This window comes from Enterocloster bolteae (assembly GCF_002234575.2).
GTDB lineage: Bacteria > Bacillota > Clostridia > Lachnospirales > Lachnospiraceae > Enterocloster > Enterocloster bolteae.
The window spans coordinates 2817718-2839755 of the sequence record NZ_CP022464.2 but is presented as its reverse complement, the minus strand read 5'-3'; the positions used below and the strand labels follow the sequence as shown (position 1 = coordinate 2839755).

Here is a 22038-nt window from a genome sequence, read left to right as displayed (position 1 = left end):
ATGAGTGTGAAGTTTAGAAAATGCCTCAAACAAGTTAAGTTGCAAAAAAGTTCCACCTGAAGGTATGGTAGTTATTGAATGGAGCCGGCAGAAAAATATTACAAGAGATACCTACTACTATCGTCTTTGAAAGGCTTGAACTTGTGTCAAGAATCCTCGGTCATGCTTCTACGCAGACAACTAGAATATATTATGCTAAGCCATCCCTTGAAATCATAAAACAAGCGATGGATAAAAGTAATCCAGAGCTAAATGCAGCAGAGCAGTTGTGGCCATCTCTTTTTCGAGTCAGGCCTGCCGGATGGCTTCATAATTCCCGGCGTACTTCCGGCGGATTTTATCCTCCAGTTCAAAGAGCCGGTTGACATACATGACCCCCTGGACAGATGCCTGCGTGTAGTCGAGCTGCTTTCCCTTGGGGATCGCGTCGATCAGATATCTGCGTATATGGGCCCAGCAGGCAGTCCGTTTTGCATTCGGTACTTTGTTGTAGCCACTGGACCCGTCGCACATCAGATATCCAAGGAACCCTTCCAGGAATTCCTTCGCATTGTCCCCGGCCCGCGTTGACGAATACTTGTAGATGATGATCGGCGGTTCTCCGTCTTCGCCGCTGCGAAACAGTCACATGTAGGAATTCGTCTGCGCCCGCCGTCCTGGGAACGTGGTGCGGCTGATATCTACGCCACACTGTTTCCAGTCCTGCTATTACCAAATAATCGTATTTCAAAACAAATCTTCTCCTCATTCATTATTGTATACTAACCTTAAATATTCTTTTTCCTGTTATTCTGTTGATAAGCAGAAGAATTTTTGCAAAAGTCTCAAATTTCTTAAATAGCAAATAGTATAGAGTATTGCTAACTATTATGCATGTAAGCAATCGAACAAACAATCCAATGTTTCCGCTTAACGGAATAAATCTAGTAAGTAATGCAACACCAGTAGTTACAAATATCATGATTGCAGTTCCACCTAAAAGTATCTTCGTATATTCGGAAACAGATCTGTCAAAAACATATTTAAACAAATTCCTATACAGCCACGGAATACTTATGCAACACATACTGATTATCGTCGAGATTAGAATTCCATATAAGCCCATAGGCTTTACTAATATAAGATTTACTACCAAATTTGCCCCTGCTTCAATCAAAGGTCTAAATCGATCCTGATGCCAAATTCCTGCCGCGTCTTTGTATAAGCTAAACAAGCTCATAATTTCACATAAATAGAAATAAATGCAAAACAGAATCACCATCAAATAGCTCAGCATCAAATCTTTCCCTACCCAAATTTCCATAAATGGTTGAAAAAGGCATGCAAAGCAGGTTGTACAAAACCCAATTAGCCACATAAACAACATTGATATCATCTTGAAATCACAGTAATTCTTTTCTTTACTTTCAAGCACCATGCTGTTTCCTATACTAGCCAAGCACGCTTTATATATCACTTGATTGATCCCCATTACTGCTGAAAGAATATAATAGTAGTTTTGATATACGGCTAACGCAGTCAAACCCAAAAACGCGGATATAACAATTGTATCTGCCGAGTTAACAACAACTCCTCCAATCTTCGCGGTAAAAAGATCTTTTACTTTCTGATTAATATTTTTAACTACCTCTGTATCTAATTTCCCTTTAGGTTGTAAATCCGGATACAAACGATTTGCCATAAATGCAGTTAAAACATTATTAAGCAATACTGCGGAAAGAGCAAGAAGCAAAAATAGATAATAGTTTTTCCACACTACCAAAACCACAATCTGTGTAGCATATTGAATTGTGCTGACCACAAGAAGTGATCTACTAATAATATCATTTCGTTGGAATGCTGTTAATAGACAACTTTTATACGCAAATAGCCAATATGAGAAAACCGTAGCCAATAAATTCAAGATATATAAGGTATATACATTCAGTCCACCTGGAACTTCACCGCTAATTAAATGTGGGATAAATGGCAAAACGATAATACCCGCACCTAAAATAATGATCCCAATAATACGATAATATATTTTATACAACTTCATTAAAGCACATATTGTAATATGATCATTTTGGGCAATGGGTTCGTACATACTAAATACCATAGCAGAGCCAACCCCTAACTCTGCCAAGTTCAACACTTGAAGTACCGATGCAAATAAGCTATTTAACCCGACATATTCTATGCCCAAGGAATATATCATTATTGTTCTGATAATAAAAGGAGTTATTATCTGATATACTTTTAATATTCCTCCGAAAATCATATTTCTGGAAACATTTTTCACTCTGCCTTTTTGCATTTTATTCTCCCATATTTTTCAGAATTGCTCATTACGTATTCGCTGTAAAGGACGCTATTTCATCAATAGTTGCCCACATTTCTTCTACCGTCTCAGAATAATAGTCTGCTACTTTTGGAACTCCGGCATCTCCATACCACAAAGTTAATATTGATTTTACTCCGGCATTTTTTGCACTTTTTATATCATTATAGCCGTCACCTATCATGACGGTATTCTCCAGGTCTGCCCCCAAAGCTTCCATTGCTTTCAGAATTGGCATCGCCGAGGGTTTGGGTTCTGGAACATCATCACCGCAAATCAATACATCAAACAGATCATCACATTGAAAGTATTTTAATATTTCCACCGTGCGGTAATGATCCTTTCCCGTACATAATGCAGTTTTGTAGCCATATTTCTTAAGTTTACGAACCAGCTTCATGGCTTCCCAGTTGACCAAAATCTTATCAACAGATTCGCTACTGATTCTCCGAAACGATGCTGCCATCGCAGCTGGAAGCCCCATTTTTTTTAGCATCCCATTAACAGAATCACCAGTATGCTTGATATACTCTTCATAAGACGGACAATGGTCATCTCCGACTACTTCTTTATAGCTGCCAAAAAAAGCAGCTTTCTGGACTTCGCTAGAATCAATCAGGCAACCGTCCAAATCAAAAATCAGATATAAACTTTTATTCACAATTTCCCCTCCATCCCATAATCATTTTTTTGTTCATAGTAAGCATTGGCTCCATGCTTACGCATAAAATGCTTGTCCAGAATATGGTGAGGAGCTGGCTTCGCATTTGGCGAAATCATGCAGATACAAATTGCCATCTTTGCAACTTTCTCAAGAACAACAGCATGGTATACAACCTGTGCTGCATCCTTTCCCCACGCAAACGGACCATGGCTACGGCAGAGCACTCTGGAAACAAACAGCGAATTCAGGCTGCGATTCTGGAATGTTCGGTAAGTAAGATTTCGTGTACAGGGAATTGCACCAATTTCTCCAAATGCTTTAAAAAACTCAATATGCGTTTTGGTGTCGGAAGACAGATTTAAGCTACCATCCACAATATGACCATCCACATCAACAACGACCATGTCCTTTGCAGACAAATCCTCATACGCCACACCAGATGGTTTAATCGCGGCAAGACCTCTTTAAACTTTTTCCTTTAATTCTTCCAACATCACTATGCCATCTCCTATGTTTATTCTAAAGCCTTACTATATTCGCTTTGAGTAATAAAATGAATCTCAAACTCCGGATTTGTCTGCACAATATCCGCAATCATTTCTGTATTTTCTCTTGTCAGTTCTTGTCTGTCCTTATCCTCAACGCCTGTTTCCAAATCGTTTTTATAGAACGTGTCACCTGCTGAACGGTACCCATCCAGTCCAGCTACATATACCCCTTCCACGCCGCAACGTATCAGAAGTCTAAGCAGCAGGATGGCGGAGCTATCCAGATTTACCCATCCGAATTTAATCAGAGAGCTATAGTTTACAACCGTGGTATCTTCTTCAATTGCGCCCTGAATATTCGATGTAACAATAACCTTCGTCTCAGGGGCACACTCCTGAAATTTTCTAAGATTATATCGGTTTGTGCTGCTATAGAATATGTAATCCAACTGATATCCGCTGATCACATTATTGACTGCGATGACCATCGTCTTCTTCTCATCGATAAATTTTTGAATGTGCTCCTTTTCTGCTGCCACCGATTTACCTGGTGCAAGCAGCAGAATATTGCGGTTCTTGAATGTATTGCTCAGCTTTTCTAATGCCAGGGCATCAGCCACGGGATTGTCAAAATACTCTACATAGAGCTTTTCCAGCAGAGCGTAATCATACTTTTTCTTCTGAACATCGTCCAACAGTTCAATAATGCCACGCAAATCCTTTGACTTAATATTGTGACGCTTTAGAAGCTGCTTCACATTGAAGGTATGGGCATTATAAATTCCGGCAATAAAGTAAGGAATGCTGTATCCCCAGGAGGTCACCTCCTGTGCTGATGCAATAACAGTATCAATTAAATCCAACAATTCGTCAATATTGTACTTTTCCTCATGCTTCTTATTGATAAACTGTGCAATCAATTCCGTATGGGCATTTCCCGCACTGCGACCACAGCCAAACAAAGAAGCATCCACCACAACATCCCGGTGGGCGCTCATCTTGTTGATATAACTCTGGGCATTTGCATCTGCCAGCATCAGGTTATTATGGGCATGGAAGCCCAGCAAAATATCCTTGGAGAGGTATTGGTCCGCAAGACCGGTATAGTGAAGCATATCTTCTTCATACATTGCGCCAAAGGTATCCACAACAGAATACGCCAAAGGTTTGAACTCATTAACTTTTTCTATAAAGTCAATAATCTCCTCATCGAAAAAACCCATTGTATCTACATGCTGAACGCATACTTGATACCCCTTGGCACGAATCTGTGCTGCGTAATCCAATACCAACCCAATCTCATTCTTCTTAAAACACACCCGGATTGCATCTATGGATCTTCTATCATACTCAGAAAGATACTTCAGGTCATACCGGCCATAGTCTACCAAAGCTACATATGTTTTTCCTTTCTTCTTATTCTTCAGGAAAGGAATGATATCTTCTACTCTCTGGAAAGATGTACTTCCTTTGATATAGTCTGCATTCTTCAAAAAGCCACATTCTATAATATCCACATTTGCCATCTCAAGACCATGAATCATCTTGTGGATGTTCATCTCTCCCCACATCAAATTATCAATAGGGGCTTCCCTCAAGGTACAATCCAATAACTGCAATCTGCCCATAAATCGTACTCCTTTCTACTACAATATATTTATGGTTAATATCCCTTACAGCCAGTAAGGAATTATCCATCTTGTTGCTTAAGCTGTTACAATGTTGGAGCAATCGGTATATCGGCCTCCTTTCTTGGACTTCGCGTCCGTAATTAAGACTGATAACCAGCTCCTCATTTGCAGCGTTCGTTTTATGCAGGTTGAACTGCCTTTGGTACGTTCGTGTCACACCACAGTAGATTGAATAGGCAATGAGTAAAACTGGTACTTATCTATTGCAATAATCTTTAGGAGTGACAAATTTATGAACATGAACGCTGTTGGTATTGATGTTTCCAAAGGCAAAAGTATGATCGCCATTCTACGACCTTATGGAGAAATCGTTTCTTCTCCCTTTGAAATCAAGCACACCTCCAGTAACATCCAATCCTTAATTGAGCAGATCCGATCAATCGAAGGTGAATCACGCATCGTTATGGAACATACTGGCCGTTACTACGAACCACTGGCTCGTGAGCTTTCTCTGGCAGGTCTTTTTGTAACTGCCGTAAATCCTAAGCTCATTAAAGATTTTGGAGCTCATTCTCTCCGCAAAGTAAAATCTGATAAAGCTGACGCTGTAAAAATAGCTCGTTACACCCTTGACAGTTGGACGGAATTGAAACAGTATAGTCTTATGGACGAACTACGCAATCAACTAAAGACCATGAACCGTCAGTTTGGCTTCTACATGAAACACAAAACAGCTATGAAGAATAACCTCATCGGTATCCTCGATCAGACTTACCCTGGTGTTAATACTTACTTTGATAGCCCTGCCCGTGAGGACGGCAGCCAGAAGTGGGTTGATTTTGCTACTACATACTGGCATGTGGACTATGTTCGTAAATTCTCATTAAATGCATTTGTCGACCATTATCAGAAGTGGTGCAAACGTAGGAAGTATAACTTTAGCAAAGACAAGGCTGAAGAAATCTATGGAGCTGCAAAGGAGCTTGTTCCTATACTTCCAAAAGATGATCTAACCAAGCTGATCGTGAAACAGTCCATAGAACAATTAAACACTGCTTCCAAGACCGTGGAAGAGCTCCGTACCCTGATGAATGACACAGCCGCCAAGCTGCCGGAATATCCCGTTGTTATGGGTATGAAGGGTGTTGGCCCGTCTCTTGGCCCTCAGCTTATGGCTGAAATCGGAGATGTCACACGCTTTACCCACAAAGGGGCTATCACTGCATTTGCTGGTGTAGACCCAGGTGTCAACGAATCCGGAACCTATGAACAAAAAAGCGTTCCAACCTCCAAACGCGGCTCATCTTCCCTCCGAAAAACCTTATTTCAGGTCATGGACTGTCTCATCAAAACAAAACCGCAGGACGACCCTGTATATGCGTTTATTGATAAGAAACGTGCTCAAGGAAAGCCTTACTATGTCTACATGACTGCAGGCGCTAATAAGTTTCTGCGTATCTATTACGGAAGAGTAAAAGAATATCTAATGTCTCTTCCAGAATAGAGAATACCACATCCTTTCAGACCAGCAGATAATGGTGGTCTATTTGTTGTACCTGAAATTTAATCAACAATAAATCTTGAAAATTTCTCATTTTCCTATTGACTTTTTATTTGCAGGCTTTATTTGATTAAGCCAAGTACATTCGCTCTCTTGCCGTCCGGCATTTCCATAAGAGCCTTAGCCAGTTTCTCATCGCTTAACTGTGAAATCATCTTTCCGAGAACATAGTGGTATACTGCCTCACCATCCTTCGAATTGATACCCTTTGCCATCATCGCATCATCATCCATGTGATACTGCATTCTGGCAAGCAGATAATCAAAGATGGTATCAATATCGGTAGATGTCTTCAAATCTACCTCCATGCCATAGGGATTATGACCGAAATAGTAATACCACTCTCTCATACTTGCTTTAGGTGCAAGTTGAATACCGTCAGTGAAGAAATACAGCTTGTCCAGATCCTGCGAATTTCTATGTTCTGGCCCCCACTTAAAGGTGTATGGCTTCATGTCCTTATCCAGAAGGTAATGGTGATACTCCATCACAGTGATTAGGGAATCATAGCCCTCTTTGAGCTTCTCAAAATAGGTCTTGCAGCCCTTTCTGTAGACATCTGCGCCTACCATTGGTGAAGTGCAGCAAGCCCACATAACATGATCCTCTCTGGCTTCACCAGTGATGTAGTACAGGAAATCCTGGAAAGGAAGTGTCTCTGCAGAATATTCATAAGGACGCTTAATTGCTCTGGCACCTTCCTTATCTGCCATTGTAAGGATGTCATCATCCTCAGAGGATACGATTACCTCAGTGATCGCATCCACCTGCTTCAGCTGACGGATTTTGTGGACAAGGAGGTTGGATTCACCAAACTCCAGCGTATTTTTGCTTGGCAGACGATTGCTCATGCCTTTTGCCGGGATAATTGCAGTAACTTTCTCGCTCATAAACTTCTCTCCTATTATTCTTTATTTTTGAAGAAATCACGCTTTTGGCGCAACTCATCATCGCTCATATTCCACCATTGCATCTGCTCCAACGATGCAATTTTCTCATCATCAAAACGGTATTTGATGATTTTTGCAGGAACACCGACTACAACTGCATAAGGTGGCACATCCTTGGTAACCACAGCACCGGCTCCAACTACCGCACCGTTTCCAATGGTTACTCCACCCAGAACCGTGCTATTACTACCGACCCAATCATCATGTCCAATGTTGACTGGGTTGGGAATATCGTTGTAAAAATCCCCAGCATCCGGTGCAATTTCAGATGTTGGGGTGAGTTTTGCCTTAAATGACACATTTGTAGAATATATCACCCGCCCCCCGAAATGTTTTTTTTAGTTTTTTCAGGCGTAGTGTCCTGATCAGTCTCGACGGAATCAGACTCGTTACGATTTCCAACATTTTACTACCTTCCTTTTATTGTTTTGTATTATGCTTCATCTCGCATTACTTCTAATGCGTTTTTTCAAAACCTATAGCTTTCGTATTCTTATATACAAAACAGGGCATCTGGCAATCAGCCAAAGCTCCAGTTTGAATTTTGGGGAAAACTCTGGAACCCTTTTTATCCTGCGAATATTCCCTTTATGATCCCAGAGCGCATACATATTTCTGTTCATTTACAGCGGCGGGTTGAAGTCCACTTGTAGTTTTTCTGGAAGCAGAGGAAGGCATCCAGTATATCATGATGATCTGTCAGCTCTACGCCCTGAAAAACATCCACATTACCACTCCCCTCTGCATTGTCAACTTTTCTTCTGCACTGGACAACATCCGCCGTATGTTCAACAGCTGTAGTCAGCATGAATGTAATCGTGTTTTTTAGTGCAGCATTACGGGCAGCGGATACGCCTTTGGAGGACTGCAAACAGTTGATCCGATGATCATTTTCCTTCCACGCAAGGCATTTCGCCCAAGAAGCATCCTCTGAGCCGTTTTCAACCAGCAAAAGTTCTAAGTTCTTATAGGTATTCCCAAGGATGCTCTGTACACATCGATCTATTATATTTTCATTGTTATGAACCGGTAAATAGCACTTACTAACTCCATTTACTTTATTACCTCCCTGCCGTTATATAATGCAACCAGGAATTTCAGGTTTAGATTGGCAATCCGATACTTGATACCTTTGACTTCTCTTTTCGCCTGACTTCTATACACTTCCCTATACTGTTTCTGAAGTATTTTGTATTCCTCTTCTTTTAAGATTTTCTGATATTGGTTGGCAACATATATAATACGGTCAAGCGGCTGTTCCATCTTCTTATATATTTGTTCCATGCCACCGACCTGGGATAATGCATAGACAAGTATGTCGTTATATTTTTTCTTCTCTTCCTTAGCAAATTCGGACACAGAATAAAACTCATGGAGCAAGGCACATAGCCATCTGAATGCCCATTCTTCCTCACAGCGAAAATCCCGTCTGCATATATCCAGTGCTTCACTGATCGCCTGTATATTATCAACTCTATATTTAGGTTTAATATCATGCGAATCAGAATCGTTGCGCACTAAATAATCGTACAAATTTCGGTTACAGAAGGCGATTATCTTTGCTTTTTTTAATGCAGCAAGCTGAACAATATACTCTTCTGCCTTCCGTCCCACAGGGAAACGAATATCCTGCAATATATCTGCACGATACAGCTTGCCCATGACAGCAACCGCTTGCTCCATAAAATACGTTACGGCATCCTCTGCACTCAAACAATACACGTCACCTTTGTCTTTTAAGAAAAATGGTTTTGGAATAACCATATTTCCTTTATGATTCTGTGGATAAATCACAGATATATCCGCATTATTAACCAACGAAATCTCTACTAGAACAGAAATACATTCCGGCTCTATCCAGTCATCACTATCTACGAAAAAAATCCATTCTCCTTTTGCCGTATCAAGCCCAATATTCCTTGCCGAAGACTGCCCACCATTCTCTTTATGGAGTACCTGAATGCGACAGTCTCGCGTAGCCCACGCATCACAAATTTCAGGGCAGCGATCAGAACTACCATCGTCAATCAGAATCAATTCAATATTCTGATATGTTTGTTCTACAATACTGTTGATACATTGATCCAGATAAGCCTCTACTCCATATACCGGAACAATGATACTGACCAATGGATTTCCCTTTATCATCCTTACGATTCTCCCCACACTTTAAAAAACTTCTGATACTGATTTACGCCCTCATCTGCTCCAAATATCTCCTGCTTAGTAGCTTTCTGCCATTCAAGACACGCCGCATAATTTTCTCTCGCATTAATTACCACTGCTTCCAGTTCATCGGCATTAGAGAAGGTCGTATCCGTCAAACTCGTGAACATATTGGGCTCCTGCGTTGCATACCGAAAGGAGATTCTTTTCTTGAACAGCATATCCGTATACATTGTCGAGATATAAGTAATATAAAAATCTGGAATCATTTCAAACTCCTTCAAATCATCGCAAATAACATCCGTATCAGATAAATATTTAGCATACTCTTCCCGTTTATTGCTGGGATGAAAACGGATGTAACATTTTAACTCCAGATGTTCAGCCACTTGGTGTGCTGACTTGAGCATAGCTAGGTTATTCTTGAAATTATCCAGCCCGTCAAACACAATTCCGATCTTACTGAGAACATTCGTCTTTTCATATTCAAATTGGAATCCAGCATACTTCATAGGACCAACTACAACAATCTGCTTTTCCGAAATACCACATTGGATAGCATTTATCTTACTCAGCATACTGTTTGCCAAGTAATAATTACTACAAAAACCGGCAAAAATCTCATTTCCATTACCATGTTGTAATGTTGCAGTAGGATAATTTTGTGTTATTGCAAGCTGAGTGAGGGCGTTATCAATACTCCACTGATCGCAAAAAGTCACGACTTTCTCACACCTAAACTTCTTTATAGCATTGATAAAGAAGTTTGCTTGATTGACAGATCTAAATACAGATACAGCCATGTCCAAGCTAATCCATCTATCACGGACAATCGCATTCAGCCTGTTGGCCCAGATAAAGATAAAAGGCAATTTAATGATATTTCTAATGGATAACTTTGTGCTTTTTCGATCAATCAAAAACAGAGTAGAATTCCTTGCTTGGGTTGCAGTATTTTCAACACACTGCAAATAATCTGGCCGCATATACTGATTTCCAGTAAATATGAAAGCTATTTTTCCAGTTCCAATTACAGAACTTCGGACTTGAAAATCAAAAACAGATGCTGCCAGGCGCTTGAGAATACTTCTCTTATCTATAGAAATCCGTCTCATAGCCAAGCAAAAGATATAGTCCGTCAACAATAAATCTGACTTCATCTTGCTATGCAACTTTACCTTTTTAAAGGAATTGCACATATCTTTGAATTCTTCATAATCGAATCCATTTTGAAAAGAAAAACATTTTTTCATTTCCGCCATCTTACCTCTCCTTCAAAATCTTTTTGCCAGTACGGATTATAAATCCTTTCGACATGAACGCCATCAAAAATTATGTATATTTATAGCATCAACATAACGAGAGCGCATATAGCTGTCATCTTTTCTCATGATGTCAAATTCGTTATTCAAACATATAGATAAAAACTCTCTACATTGTAAACGGAAACAACTATACCTAACATCTTCCTACAATAATACTAACTTTCATAAATTATCTACTCCATTCTATCTATTTGCACCAGAACGTATTTCAAAAAACCGCCACTGCAAACCTTTTCTTTCATATTCAACACATTATTACGATAGCTCTGGTACAAGTGTTCATGGCTTTTTAGTGCTTCTTCCAATTCATCTAAAGATGATATACCAAACCCAAGAGCATTTTCTTCGATGAGTGAGCATAATGCTGCTTCCTTCCAAATTACAACAGGAATTCCCGCAGCAATATAAAGTGACACTTTATGTGGGTTATTGATTCGCAAATATTTACCATAGCTGCCTGAGCATGTCTCAGTTGAACTTCCATCCCACACAAGACCATATGCACCATATAAATTAGCAATCAATTCATCCGGCTTAAAACTGCCGTGATAAGTCGCATTGTCCATTTGCATTTTATCAACAGCATAATTCGAGCCGTAGAGAGAAAGCGCAAATTTATGTTTATCCTTCTTTATCTGATATAAGTATCCGGCTTTGCTCTCCAACAGATTCCCAGCAACAATTACAGTTGATTTATCTTCAGAAATGGTGGCCGGAGTACCATCATAAAGATAGTCGAATAAATCCAGCGAAATATATTCCACTGAAAGTTTCTCCTTTTGTAACGTCCTAATCATGAACGGATTATGGCAAATCAGGTAGTCAGAACTGCCAAGCAATGACAGTTCCAGTACTTTCATACCATCTACGCCCTTATCCCCCAATGGGATGTCTCTCAAGTAATCAATGTCGTGAATCAAGGTAGCAATTCTAATCTTTGATTTGCACCGCTTCAGAATGCGGAATATGTTTTTCATCAAAAGCCGGTTGAGCGGATATTGCATTAAGACAATGTCTCCATCCACCAGCTTATTCCGAAGGCTATATGTTGCAATAACACCGGAAATGATATCCTGTACTCTTGTTCTTACTTGATTGCTTTCATAAAGAGGGATTAGTTTATAACCACACTCCTGAGAAACACGAAGAACGTCATTCCCTGCCTTTGATCCTGCATTATTTTGACCGTTTGCACCCACTACTGATAGTATATATTTTCCCATGTCTCAAGCCTCGATTCCTTCTCTGTTGTTAGCCAGCATCGGCAAAAACATCAGCATATAAATAGCAAAGATTCTCAAATTAAAGTAGGTTCCGGCGGTCAGGCCAAACACAATCATAATAACAACCAACATCCTCGGCAGCCTATGATCAGTTGTTCCATCCATAAACTCATAATGGAGGAGAGAGCGTAACATCGCCACATAAAGACCAATTCCAATCAGTCCATAGTAAACAATGAAATAACCCAAGTCAAAATCCACAAGAAAGCTGGAAGACAAAGAGTAATCAAACGGACCATAGCCAATCAGATAATTCCACGGCTGCATTTGTTTTATCAAATTGGTAAATATACTGATCTTGCCGCCAAAGGAATTACTCATGCCCTCATTTACTTTAAACAGTCTCAGATCATCCAAAATACCAGAACCTATATTTCCAGTTAGATTCATGAATAAGACGAAGATCAGAAAGAAGAACAGCATTGTTCCCAGAAAACGCATTGCATATCCTTGATTTGCTCTTCCTTCTGTAAACAAATGATAAATAAGAATCACCACACCTAAAACAAAACCTGTGCGTGATCCTGCCAACACGAACCCAATAATGCAAAGTAGATAAACTACAATATTTCTCATAAAGCCACAGCCATATTTTCGGGATACAACCAAGTGACTGCCCAGACACGCAACAAGGAAACACGCAAATACATTTGGATTCACAAAAATTGAACCACAACGAAAACTGGATAATACAGTAAATTGTGTGTTGTAAAATTGAATACTATCGCCATAGAAGTTCTTCAGTATTGTATTCATATCAATAACTTTGGTAAACTGCAGTATGGCAACAACTACAGACAATGTTAAGAGCATATTCCAGATAGATATATATTTTCTAATATCTACCTTGGAACGCATTATTATCTGAGCAATCAAAATATATATAATGCCTCTCTCAATCTCTTTTACTGCATAACGACTGCTCCCCAATGCAGAGAATCCGCCAAATATGGAAAGTACCATGTATACAATACCCATTCCAGCAATTACAACGAACAACTTTGTAATTTGATTCATGTATAGGGCTACTTTTCCCTCATGTGCCATCATGTACAGCAGAACAATTGCAAGCACCATAGTAATGGGCATGAGAAATCTGTTAACCAGGAAAAGCACCACAACAATTGATAGAAATGTATATATAAAATTATTATTGTTTCTTACCATTATCGTGCCCCTCCATTATCCTGTCTCTTCACTATACATACTTCCATCAACTGCGCCAGTGCCGCAGCATTGTCCTTAACAAAATATCTTGCATTTGCATATTCCTTTGCCACATCCCTTGCATACAAGCAATCGGACAATAATACCGGTGCACCGACTGACATAGCTTCACATATCGGCAAACCAACCGTTTCAAGGTAAGACGGGAATAGCAATATCGACTGTGCAAACCAGTCGCTCATCTGCTCCCGATTTTGCTGTCCTACCCACAAGAAATCCATACCACAATCCACTGCTTCTTCCTGTATCCTGCTGATTCTGGAGTTTTCGTTTCCTTTTAGCGTAAACACACATCGAAATTGTGTGATACCTTTTTGATATAGCAGCTTTGAAGCCTCCAATATCACATCATGATTCTTAAACCTTGCATCACTTGCAGGATAAAAGAACGTACATTTATCCGCCGGTAACCAAATTACATCCTCAAATAAATTTATCTCCGGAAATACGACCTGAACCTTTGTTTCAGATATTCCTGTCTGACGGACAACTTCATTTTTCATCCAGTTAGTCTGAACAATCACAATATTTGCTCTCTTGATAGATTGTTTGATCATCGATCCAATCAGATTTTGATAAATCCACAGTTTTTTATCCTCATCAATGCTAAATCTATGTTCAGAAAACGGCAAAGCGTTATGGATATAAACAGTCTGTGGCAATTTACAAAATGGAATATCCGTATTCTGTAAGGATAGAATCTGCTCAATCTTATAGTCGCAAAGGTATTTTTTAACACCTATATAATCAAACCACAACCTATGCAACCATGTTTTTTTTACTTCCGGAACATTGATCACCGTAATATTATCGGTATTCTCCAGTGTATGTTTGCCTAACAGATACACATACTGGTTCTCTTTGTCCTCTTTATGAATGCCGTAAAACCAGTTCAGTACGGTCACTGCACCGCCATTTTCGGCGGCGACATCATACACTAGAATCCTCATTTATTTTCTCCAAATCATTTTATTGACAATGCCCGAATAGCTCTGAATGATCTTAATGACCTTTGTAGACACAGCTCTGTCCTGATAACACGGAACTTCCGCTGCTAGATCGCCATTGGCATACATTGCCGTTACAAGTTCAACTGCCTGCAATACCTGTTCTGTGCTAATCGAACCAATTGTAAACACGCCCTGATCCATAGCTTCCGGTCTTTCCGTAGAGGTACGCACCGATACTGCCGGGAATTTGAAATATGCACCCTCCTCCGGCACCGTTCCGCTATCTGACACAACACAAAAAGCATTTTGCTGCAGCTTGTTGTAATCAAAAAATCCGAGTGGTTGATGCTGAATGACCCTTTTATCAAAAATAAACCCACGCTGCTCAATATATTTCTTACTTCTCGGATGGCAAGAGTAAAGAATAGGCATATCGTATTTCTCTGCCATCGCATTAACTGCATTCATAAGAGAAAAAAAATTCTCTTCGATATTTATATTTTCTTCCCTATGTGCAGACAAAAGAATATATTTTTTCGCCTCTAATCCCAAGCGCTTCAGCACATCACTGCTGTCGATTTTTTCCTTATGATCTGTCAAAACTTCCGCCATAGGCGAACCAACCACAAATGTGTACTCTGGTTTTGCACCACTATCAAGTATGTACCGCCGTGCGTGTTCTGAATAACAGAGATTAATATCGCTCGTCACATCAACGATGCGACGTATAACTTCTTCCGGCAGATTCTCATCTTTACAACGGTTTCCGGCTTCCATGTGAAATACTGGTATCTTCAATCTCTTGGCAGAAATAACACAGAGGCAGGAATTGGTATCTCCCAAGACAATAATTGCATCGGGTTTTACTGCACTCATCAGCTCATAGGATTTGGAGATAACATTTCCCATTGTCTGACCAAGGTTTTCTCCTACAACACCCAGATAATGATCTGGCTCTCTCAAGCCAAGATCATCAAAGAAAATCTTATTCAGCTCGTAATCATAATTCTGACCTGTATGTACAAGAATGTGGTCAAAATACTGGTGGGCTTTTTTTATTATTGCGGACATCTTAATGACTTCCGGACGAGTGCCTACAATCGTCATCAATTTAAGTTTGCTCATATCGTTTCCTCTCTCATCATATGTCTCTCACAATTCATAGTGCGGATACATCTCTTTATGTGCTCTCATCCATAGTGCCATTTCCGCAACCATCTGTTCATAATTCGGTATCTCAAAATCGTCCCCCAGCTTGGACGGAACAAGGGACTTGTCTGCAACTATGCCCTCTACCGGATTGATTGTTACAGAATTATCCCTCAAGTATTTATTGAACAGTTTCAACAATTCGTATTTACTGATAGAGTTATGAGGAACCGCATTATATAAGCCGCCCATGCGTTCTTTCGCTACATACTCCATTGTTTTTGCCAGTTGAACAGTTGTCTGTCCTGTCCACATTGCTTTTGTGAATCCATTGATGGTGCCACTTTGCTTCATAAACCAGCTCAATAATCCAATACCGCTTGCCTTAATATCCGGACCTACAATTGAATTACGAAGTGTAATATTCTTGTCATCATTCAACTCACCAAGCGCCTTTGTCCGATCATAAAAGGTTTTTCCATCTGGAAAATCAGACTCTAAATAATTTCCCTTTTCTCCAGAAAATACACAGTCTGTACTCATATGAACTACCTGTATCGATGTTCCCTCTGTTATTCCCGCCAAATAGTGCGGCAGGTAAGAATTCAAAAATACTGCACCAGGTTTGTTATTTTCTGCGAATTGATTTAAAAGTCCGACACAGTTGATGATACTATCAAAATTTCCTGAATCTATAACTTCTTTTAACTGAACCGTATTATATGCATCACCAATGACACTATCAAAATATAAAGATTTCTCCCTTGCATATCCTAATACTTCGTGTCCAGTTTCTTTCAAATAGACAGCAATTGTATTTCCTGCCATACCATTGCTGCCAAGTATTAAAAATCTCATAAATATTTGCTCTCCCTCTGCTGCATAGTGTTTTTTTGGTCTCACTTTTCTCTATTATTTATCTTCACTCACAGTGCACTATCACTCTACAGCTCGCTACCTTTTTGCAGTTCCTCTCTGATATATGCCAACTCTAGCAGTTTTTCTTTTACCTGCTCCACAGAAAGAAGATCCGTATTATTTGAATTAAATTCCGTTAATGTATTCCGCTCTGTATCTCCGTGAATAAAATACTTATCATAGTTCAAGCCACGCTTGTCACACGGAACTCGGTAGAAATTCCCCATATCAATAGCATGTGCGCATTCCTCATTGGTCAGGAGTGTCTCATACATTTTTTCGCCATGTCGGATACCGATAATTTTAATATCTTCTTTTTTGCCGCCAAACAAATCGCACACTGCCTCTGCCTGAACCCCAATCGTACAAGCCGAAGCTTTCTGCACCAAAATATCTCCTCTTTCTCCGTGTTCAAATGCAAAAAGGACCAAAGAAACCGCATCATCCAGAGACATAATAAAACGAGTCATGCCAGGATCTGTTAATGTAATAGCGTTCCCCTTACGAATCTGCTCGATCCAAAGTGGGATGACGCTGCCACGGCTACACATAACATTTCCATATCGGGTGCAGCAGATTTTTGTTTTGCTTATCGTGCGGCTCTTCGCCACAATGACTTTTTCCATCATGGCCTTGGAAGTACCCATTGCGTTGACCGGATAAGCAGCCTTGTCCGTTGACAGGCAGATAACAGTTTCTACACCATCGTCAATTGCCGCAGTCAACACATTTTCTGTTCCAAGAACATTTGTCTTAACCGCTTCAATCGGGAAAAATTCACAGGATGGAACTTGCTTTAGTGCCGCTGCATGAAATATGTAGTCTACGCCGTGCATAGCACTTTTAATAGATTGTATATCTCGGACATCACCAATATAAAAGCTGATTTTATCTGCAACTTCCGGCATTTTTGTCTGAAACTCATGACGCATATCATCTTGTTTTTTCTCGTCACGGGAGAAAATACGAATTTCACCGATATCTGTTTTGAGAAAGCGGTTCAACACTGCGTTTCCAAAGGAACCGGTGCCACCGGTAATCATTAAGGTTTTATCTTTGAATAAGGACATATTTAGTTCCTCCTCTTATATGTTTAAATGCTTCACAATAGCTTTATATCCTACTTTCGGCGTATAATTCTCTTCTAAATATTTAAGTCCGTTTTCTTTCATTCTTGGATCAATATCTAAGTTAGCAATATGCTCCACCAGTCGCACAAAATTTTCTATCTTGTCACTGGTGCATTGCCATCCAAAACCATTATCTTCAACGATATCTCCAACATCTGTTGCCGGATCAGTACAGGTCAGCACCGGAATCCCCGCCTGTATGTATGCTAATAATCGAGACGGTGTATTCGGAACTGTAAATCTGTAGTCCAAGAAAATAATGCCACAATCACAGCAGGCAACCATTGAATCATATTCCTGTTTTGGCAATTGCCCCATCACTCTAACATGGGAGCAGCTTTCTTTTTCGACATACTCATCGAGATAATGCTTCTCCGTACCGCTTCCTACGACTAGGAAGTAGACATTTTTCATATCCTTACACGCTTCAAGACACTTCACGATAAAAGGCACATCCTGTGGTCTTCCAAGGTTTCCGCCATAGACAAAAATTTTCTTATCTACAGGTAACCCATATTTATTGCGCACCTCTTTCTTTCCATTATCAGGCAGCGATAAATCATACCAATCAGAACAGTTGGGACAAAACTCAATGATTTTCTTTTTATCCAACTCGTCATGTTCTTTCACATATCGTATATTTGCTTCTGATGTACAGCCAATCACATCTGAGAGCTTGTAGAGTTTTTGTTCTTTCAGGCTGAAATACTTATAAATCACGCCCTTAAGTCCAGTTTTCTTTAAGATCCCCAAATCAATGGAATTCTGGGGAAAGATATCCTTGAGCATGAGATAACTCAAAGCTTTGTCCCTTTTCTTGATATACGCAACAACTCTGGCTAATGTCACTGGCGGAGTAGAATACAGGACTAAATCAAATTTTGTGTTGGAATAGTATTTTTTTATAGCATTTATGAACTGCTGCTCTAGTAAGACTGTAGCAATACCCTTTTCAATAAGGTTGGTTTGCTGAATATTTCCTGTCCTAACTTTTAGAATTTCCCAGGAATCCTCTTTTACAATATGTGTCTTCTTATTATTCTTTCGTTCAATCGGAGACACAACATAAACAATATCTCCCCTTCTGACAAACTCTCTTAGAAGGTCTGGATATATTCCACGGTTTTCAAGATTCGTAAAACCCAATAATGTTAAAAATAGTATTCTTCTCATCGCAATGCTCCCAATATGAATTTCAAAATATCGTCCATCTTACAAATCACCCCAAGTCTCCACGGTGGGAATACCACGGGATTTCAGGTGCTTGTTACATCTCAAACTTATCAAAGCAGAGGTGCGCCGTCTCCTCATAAGAAACCAGCAGCTCCACGCCAATGGCCGCAAACTCCGCCCGATGCTTGGAGAGGATCTCAATTTCCGGGTCAATAAAGGTGGCAACCAACTGAATCTGCTCTTTTTGCAGATGCCCAGCAGCGTTTCGATGTACTCCGGTACGTCAATCCGTGGCACCAGGTATGCCTTATCTGCCAAAGACGCCGCCAGTGCATAGGGCTATTGTCCGTCGAAATGATTTTCGATCCGACTTCAACGGACTGCTTGAAATCCTTGATCAACTCTCCTCGGCGACCAACACTGCACATTAAAATGTTCATGCCGCAATCCTCCTTTCAGAGAACACAGCATGGAGGCAAACGCTACTGCATTTTTCCCCCTCCCTACGCGATGATTTTTGCAGGGGTACCTACATATGTACCTTCAATAAACAAATTCTCAACTACCACTGTTCCTGCTCCTATCGTACAATTACTACAAATATCTATATTATTCTTCACCACAGCGCCAATGCCGATATGGGTATTATCGCCTACATGAACAGTGCCTCCAAGTGCAGCATTGGGAGATATATGGACGAAATCTCCCAGCACATTGTCATGCTCCACAATTGCACCAGAATTAACAATGCAATGCTCGCCAATTGTTACTTCGGCATTAACGATCGCGCCAGCCATAACGACGGTTCCTTTACTAATCTGAACTCCCAATGCAATCTGTGCCGATGGATGAATCAGCTTCACCCAATTGACATCGTGGCTCTCTGCAATTCGTCTGCGAATTGCATTGTTGCCAACAGCAATCACGAAATCGGTCTTGCCATCATTCAGTCTTTCTAAATCTTCGGATGTGCCTACAATTGGGAAACCAAGACATTTGCCTGTGGCATTATCATCCAGAAAGAGTATGTTCTCGTATTCGTTTTTCAGACCGATGTCAGCAATCACTTTCCCATGACCGCTAGCACCGAGAATTACCAATGTATTCATCCAACTGTTTCCTCTTCAGGCACTCCCATAAATTCTTCCATTGTAGCGGAAGTTTCGCTATTAATGCCCTCTCGTTTCAAGACCACCGCAACCGTTTTGAACAGAATCATCACATCAAGCCAGAGGCTCATGTGCTCCACGTAGTAGACATCTTTCTCAAACTTTTCTTCCCAAGTCAGACTGTTTCTGCCGTATGCCTGTGCATACCCGGTTAGACCTGGCTTAACCTCATGCCGTCTAAGTTGTCTTTGGTTATACCTTGGGAGATATTTCATAAGTAATGGTCTGGGTCCTACACAACTCATACAGCCATTAAGGATACAAAACAATTCTGGCAGTTCATCTAAACTTGTACTACGCAGCATCTTTCCAAAACCAGTAAGGCGTTTTTCATCCGATAGCAGGTTTCCGTTTTCATCTTTTTCATCGGTCATCGTCCGAAATTTGTACATATTAAATATCTTGCCATACAGACCCGGACGCTCCTGTTTGAATATTACCGGTGAACCCAATTTGATTTTCACCAGAATAGCAACAAGCAACAACACTGGTGACAACACAAGAATTGCACATAACGAAAGAATAAAATCTAATGGGCGTTTTATATATTTCTCATAGATTCCCATCTTGTGTATTGGTTTCACTTCGTTCTCTAGTACATTTCCCACAAATAATCCCTCACCTCATTCAATCTATTCAAAGCAAGCTCTTATAATCTCAATCACAACATCCTGCTGTTCTGGTTTCATCTTATTGTCACTCGGCAGGCATAAACCTCTATGGAAAATATCCATACCGACATCTAATGGCATTCCATCCCTGCCTATAGCATCACCAGCGATATACGAATTTGTCTTTGCCCTTCCATTACCCTCTCTTGTGACAAATCCATTCATCCGGTAAATTGGCTGCATATGCATCGGCTTCCAGATTGGACGCCCTTCTGCGTTATGTGTTGCAAGTGTATCAAGGATTTCTGTCGGACAGCTCTTTCCATGTTTTGGAATATATAGAGCTTCTCCCTCTCCCCTCACCTGCTTGCACATAGCATCCGGGTCGATAATCAAGCAGGACAGCCAATAGTTCGGCTCACTGTTTTCATACTCAATGGGATTCATCTGCACCGGCAGCCCCTTAAATCCAGCTCTGTATCTTTCATAAATTGCTTTCTTTTGAGCAATATGTTCATTCAGATACGGAATCTGACCACGTACTACACCGGCAATGACATTGCTCATCCGGTAATTGTAGCCAAGCTCCTCATGCTGATACCACGGCGCGTTTTCCCTACTCTGCGTACTCCATTTTCTGACTTTCTCGGCTTCTTCCTTGCTATCTGTCAGGAGCACTCCGCCTGCTGATCCAGTAATGATTTTATTTCCGTTGAAACTGCATATTCCCACTTTTCCAAAGTTTCCTGTTTGTTTTCCTTTATAGGTCGCACCAAGAGACTCTGCTGCATCCTCAACAATGACCGCACCATGCTTATCACAAACAGCCTTTATTTCATCAATTTTCCCCGGTGTACCGTATAAATGGGCAACCACAACAATCTTTACATCCGGATATATTTCGAAAGCCTTTTCCAGTGCCACTGGGTCCATATTCCATGTATCATATTCCGTATCAATGAATATAGGAATACCGCCTTCATACACAACCGGATTGACTGTTGCATCAAAAGTCATGTCCGAACAAAAAACTTTATCTCCCTGCTTTACTCCTGCTACTTTCATCGCGAGGTGAAGTGCAGCCGTTCCGGCGGACAGTGCCACTGCATATTTGCATCCAATGATCTCAGCCATCTGCTTTTCCACTTCATTGATATTGGCACCAACTGTGGACATCCAGTTGGTTTCATATGCTTCCCTCATATATTCCAATTCTTCTCTGTGCATGGTTGGAGAACTCAAATACTGATGCTTTGAAATTGGCTTAAAAAAATTGTTTTCATTAATAAACATACTTATCTTGTATGATGTTGTTAGAAGCAA

General features: G+C 40.3%; 19 protein-coding genes and 3 pseudogenes. 1 reads left to right on the top strand and 21 read right to left on the bottom strand.

All coding sequences use genetic code 11. The features are described from left to right. Positions 1-291 precede the first annotated feature (291 nt). The 5 genes and pseudogenes from CGC65_RS13185 to CGC65_RS13165 all read right to left on the bottom strand — a co-directional run. Positions 292-705: pseudogene (locus tag CGC65_RS13185) on the bottom strand (IS66 family transposase); the annotation flags it as partial. Positions 706-751: 46 nt separating this feature from the next. Further along, positions 752-2296 (bottom strand): MATE family efflux transporter, encoded by a 1545-nt coding sequence (locus CGC65_RS13180; protein WP_002567346.1) that lies wholly within the window; start codon positions 2294-2296, stop codon positions 752-754. 31 nt (positions 2297-2327) lie between these two features. After that, a complete protein-coding gene (locus tag CGC65_RS13175) occupies positions 2328-2981 on the bottom strand; it encodes an HAD family hydrolase (protein WP_002567345.1) in 654 nt (217 codons plus the stop codon). Next, the gene (locus CGC65_RS13170) at positions 2978-3433 is read right to left on the bottom strand and encodes a class II aldolase/adducin family protein (RefSeq protein WP_268742033.1); all 456 of its coding nucleotides are present in this window, start codon (positions 3431-3433) and stop codon (positions 2978-2980) included. The genes CGC65_RS13175 and CGC65_RS13170 overlap by 4 nt, the downstream gene beginning before the upstream one ends. Before the next feature lie 65 nt (positions 3434-3498). Beyond that, positions 3499-5100: a beta/alpha barrel domain-containing protein gene (locus CGC65_RS13165; RefSeq protein WP_002567344.1), complete on the bottom strand. Its 1602-nt coding sequence runs from the start codon at positions 5098-5100 to the stop codon at positions 3499-3501. Positions 5101-5401: 301 nt separating this feature from the next. Here CGC65_RS13165 and CGC65_RS13160 point away from each other — a divergent pair, with 301 nt between their 5' ends. After that, a complete protein-coding gene (locus tag CGC65_RS13160) occupies positions 5402-6607 on the top strand; it encodes an IS110 family RNA-guided transposase (protein WP_193466550.1) in 1206 nt (401 codons plus the stop codon). Between the two features lie 119 nt (positions 6608-6726). Here the strand turns inward: CGC65_RS13160 and CGC65_RS13155 are convergent, their stop codons facing one another. The 16 genes and pseudogenes from CGC65_RS13155 to CGC65_RS13080 form a co-directional block, all read right to left on the bottom strand. After that, a complete protein-coding gene (locus CGC65_RS13155) occupies positions 6727-7554 on the bottom strand; it encodes an acylneuraminate cytidylyltransferase family protein (RefSeq protein ID WP_002567343.1) in 828 nt (275 codons plus the stop codon). Positions 7555-7568: 14 nt separating this feature from the next. After that, positions 7569-7931, bottom strand: a complete 363-nt coding sequence (locus CGC65_RS32095; protein WP_002567342.1) for a DapH/DapD/GlmU-related protein — start codon at positions 7929-7931, stop codon at positions 7569-7571. Between the two features lie 302 nt (positions 7932-8233). After that, a pseudogene (locus CGC65_RS13145) lies at positions 8234-8635 on the bottom strand (glycosyltransferase family 2 protein); the annotation flags it as partial. Between the two features lie 32 nt (positions 8636-8667). Further along, the gene (locus CGC65_RS13140) at positions 8668-9762 is read right to left on the bottom strand and encodes a glycosyltransferase family 2 protein (protein WP_002567340.1); all 1095 of its coding nucleotides are present in this window, start codon (positions 9760-9762) and stop codon (positions 8668-8670) included. 2 nt (positions 9763-9764) lie between these two features. Next, positions 9765-11042, bottom strand: coding sequence for a hypothetical protein (locus CGC65_RS13135; RefSeq protein WP_002567339.1), 1278 nt, complete (start codon positions 11040-11042; stop codon positions 9765-9767). A 236-nt stretch (positions 11043-11278) separates the two neighbouring features. Continuing rightward, positions 11279-12328, bottom strand: a complete 1050-nt coding sequence (locus CGC65_RS13130; protein WP_002567338.1) for a glycosyltransferase — start codon at positions 12326-12328, stop codon at positions 11279-11281. Positions 12329-12331: 3 nt separating this feature from the next. After that, positions 12332-13555, bottom strand: a complete 1224-nt coding sequence (locus CGC65_RS13125; RefSeq protein ID WP_002567337.1) for a hypothetical protein — start codon at positions 13553-13555, stop codon at positions 12332-12334. Next, positions 13555-14565: a glycosyltransferase gene (locus CGC65_RS13120; RefSeq protein WP_002567336.1), complete on the bottom strand. Its 1011-nt coding sequence runs from the start codon at positions 14563-14565 to the stop codon at positions 13555-13557. The genes CGC65_RS13125 and CGC65_RS13120 overlap by 1 nt, the downstream gene beginning before the upstream one ends. Further along, positions 14566-15690, bottom strand: a complete 1125-nt coding sequence (gene wecB / locus CGC65_RS13115) for a non-hydrolyzing UDP-N-acetylglucosamine 2-epimerase (RefSeq protein WP_002567335.1) — start codon at positions 15688-15690, stop codon at positions 14566-14568. A 27-nt stretch (positions 15691-15717) separates the two neighbouring features. Then, on the bottom strand, positions 15718-16572 hold the full coding sequence (locus CGC65_RS13110) for an SDR family oxidoreductase (RefSeq protein WP_002567334.1): 855 nt from the start codon (positions 16570-16572) through the stop codon (positions 15718-15720). An 86-nt stretch (positions 16573-16658) separates the two neighbouring features. Continuing rightward, positions 16659-17702: a polysaccharide biosynthesis protein gene (locus CGC65_RS13105; protein ID WP_002567333.1), complete on the bottom strand. Its 1044-nt coding sequence runs from the start codon at positions 17700-17702 to the stop codon at positions 16659-16661. A 15-nt stretch (positions 17703-17717) separates the two neighbouring features. Next, the gene (locus tag CGC65_RS13100; RefSeq protein WP_002567332.1) at positions 17718-18935 is read right to left on the bottom strand and encodes a glycosyltransferase family 4 protein; all 1218 of its coding nucleotides are present in this window, start codon (positions 18933-18935) and stop codon (positions 17718-17720) included. Positions 18936-19029: 94 nt separating this feature from the next. After that, a pseudogene (locus tag CGC65_RS32090) lies at positions 19030-19232 on the bottom strand (hypothetical protein). Between the two features lie 206 nt (positions 19233-19438). Next, positions 19439-20044 (bottom strand): acetyltransferase, encoded by a 606-nt coding sequence (locus CGC65_RS13090; protein WP_002567331.1) that lies wholly within the window; start codon positions 20042-20044, stop codon positions 19439-19441. Further along, on the bottom strand, positions 20041-20712 hold the full coding sequence (locus CGC65_RS13085; RefSeq protein WP_002567330.1) for a sugar transferase: 672 nt from the start codon (positions 20710-20712) through the stop codon (positions 20041-20043). The genes CGC65_RS13090 and CGC65_RS13085 overlap by 4 nt, the downstream gene beginning before the upstream one ends. 24 nt (positions 20713-20736) lie before the next feature. Then, the gene (locus CGC65_RS13080) at positions 20737-22008 is read right to left on the bottom strand and encodes a DegT/DnrJ/EryC1/StrS family aminotransferase (protein WP_002567329.1); all 1272 of its coding nucleotides are present in this window, start codon (positions 22006-22008) and stop codon (positions 20737-20739) included. Positions 22009-22038: the final 30 nt, after the last annotated feature.

Coding starts and splice junctions, on each gene's coding strand:
- CGC65_RS13120 (WP_002567336.1), bottom strand. CDS start 14,565: ATGAGGATTCTAGTGTATGATGTCGCCGCCGAAAATGGCGGTGCAGTG.
- CGC65_RS13160 (WP_193466550.1), top strand. CDS start 5,402: ATGAACGCTGTTGGTATTGATGTTTCCAAAGGCAAAAGTATGATCGCC.
- CGC65_RS13155 (WP_002567343.1), bottom strand. CDS start 7,554: ATGAGCGAGAAAGTTACTGCAATTATCCCGGCAAAAGGCATGAGCAAT.
- CGC65_RS13140 (WP_002567340.1), bottom strand. CDS start 9,762: ATGATAAAGGGAAATCCATTGGTCAGTATCATTGTTCCGGTATATGGA.
- wecB (WP_002567335.1), bottom strand. CDS start 15,690: ATGAGCAAACTTAAATTGATGACGATTGTAGGCACTCGTCCGGAAGTC.
- CGC65_RS13110 (WP_002567334.1), bottom strand. CDS start 16,572: ATGAGATTTTTAATACTTGGCAGCAATGGTATGGCAGGAAATACAATT.
- CGC65_RS13100 (WP_002567332.1), bottom strand. CDS start 18,935: ATGAGAAGAATACTATTTTTAACATTATTGGGTTTTACGAATCTTGAA.
- CGC65_RS13165 (WP_002567344.1), bottom strand. CDS start 5,100: ATGGGCAGATTGCAGTTATTGGATTGTACCTTGAGGGAAGCCCCTATT.
- CGC65_RS13180 (WP_002567346.1), bottom strand. CDS start 2,296: ATGCAAAAAGGCAGAGTGAAAAATGTTTCCAGAAATATGATTTTCGGA.
- CGC65_RS13105 (WP_002567333.1), bottom strand. CDS start 17,702: ATGTCCTTATTCAAAGATAAAACCTTAATGATTACCGGTGGCACCGGT.
- CGC65_RS13130 (WP_002567338.1), bottom strand. CDS start 12,328: ATGGGAAAATATATACTATCAGTAGTGGGTGCAAACGGTCAAAATAAT.
- CGC65_RS13090 (WP_002567331.1), bottom strand. CDS start 20,044: ATGAATACATTGGTAATTCTCGGTGCTAGCGGTCATGGGAAAGTGATT.
- CGC65_RS13125 (WP_002567337.1), bottom strand. CDS start 13,555: ATGGTAAGAAACAATAATAATTTTATATATACATTTCTATCAATTGTT.
- CGC65_RS13080 (WP_002567329.1), bottom strand. CDS start 22,008: ATGTTTATTAATGAAAACAATTTTTTTAAGCCAATTTCAAAGCATCAG.
- CGC65_RS13135 (WP_002567339.1), bottom strand. CDS start 11,042: ATGGCGGAAATGAAAAAATGTTTTTCTTTTCAAAATGGATTCGATTAT.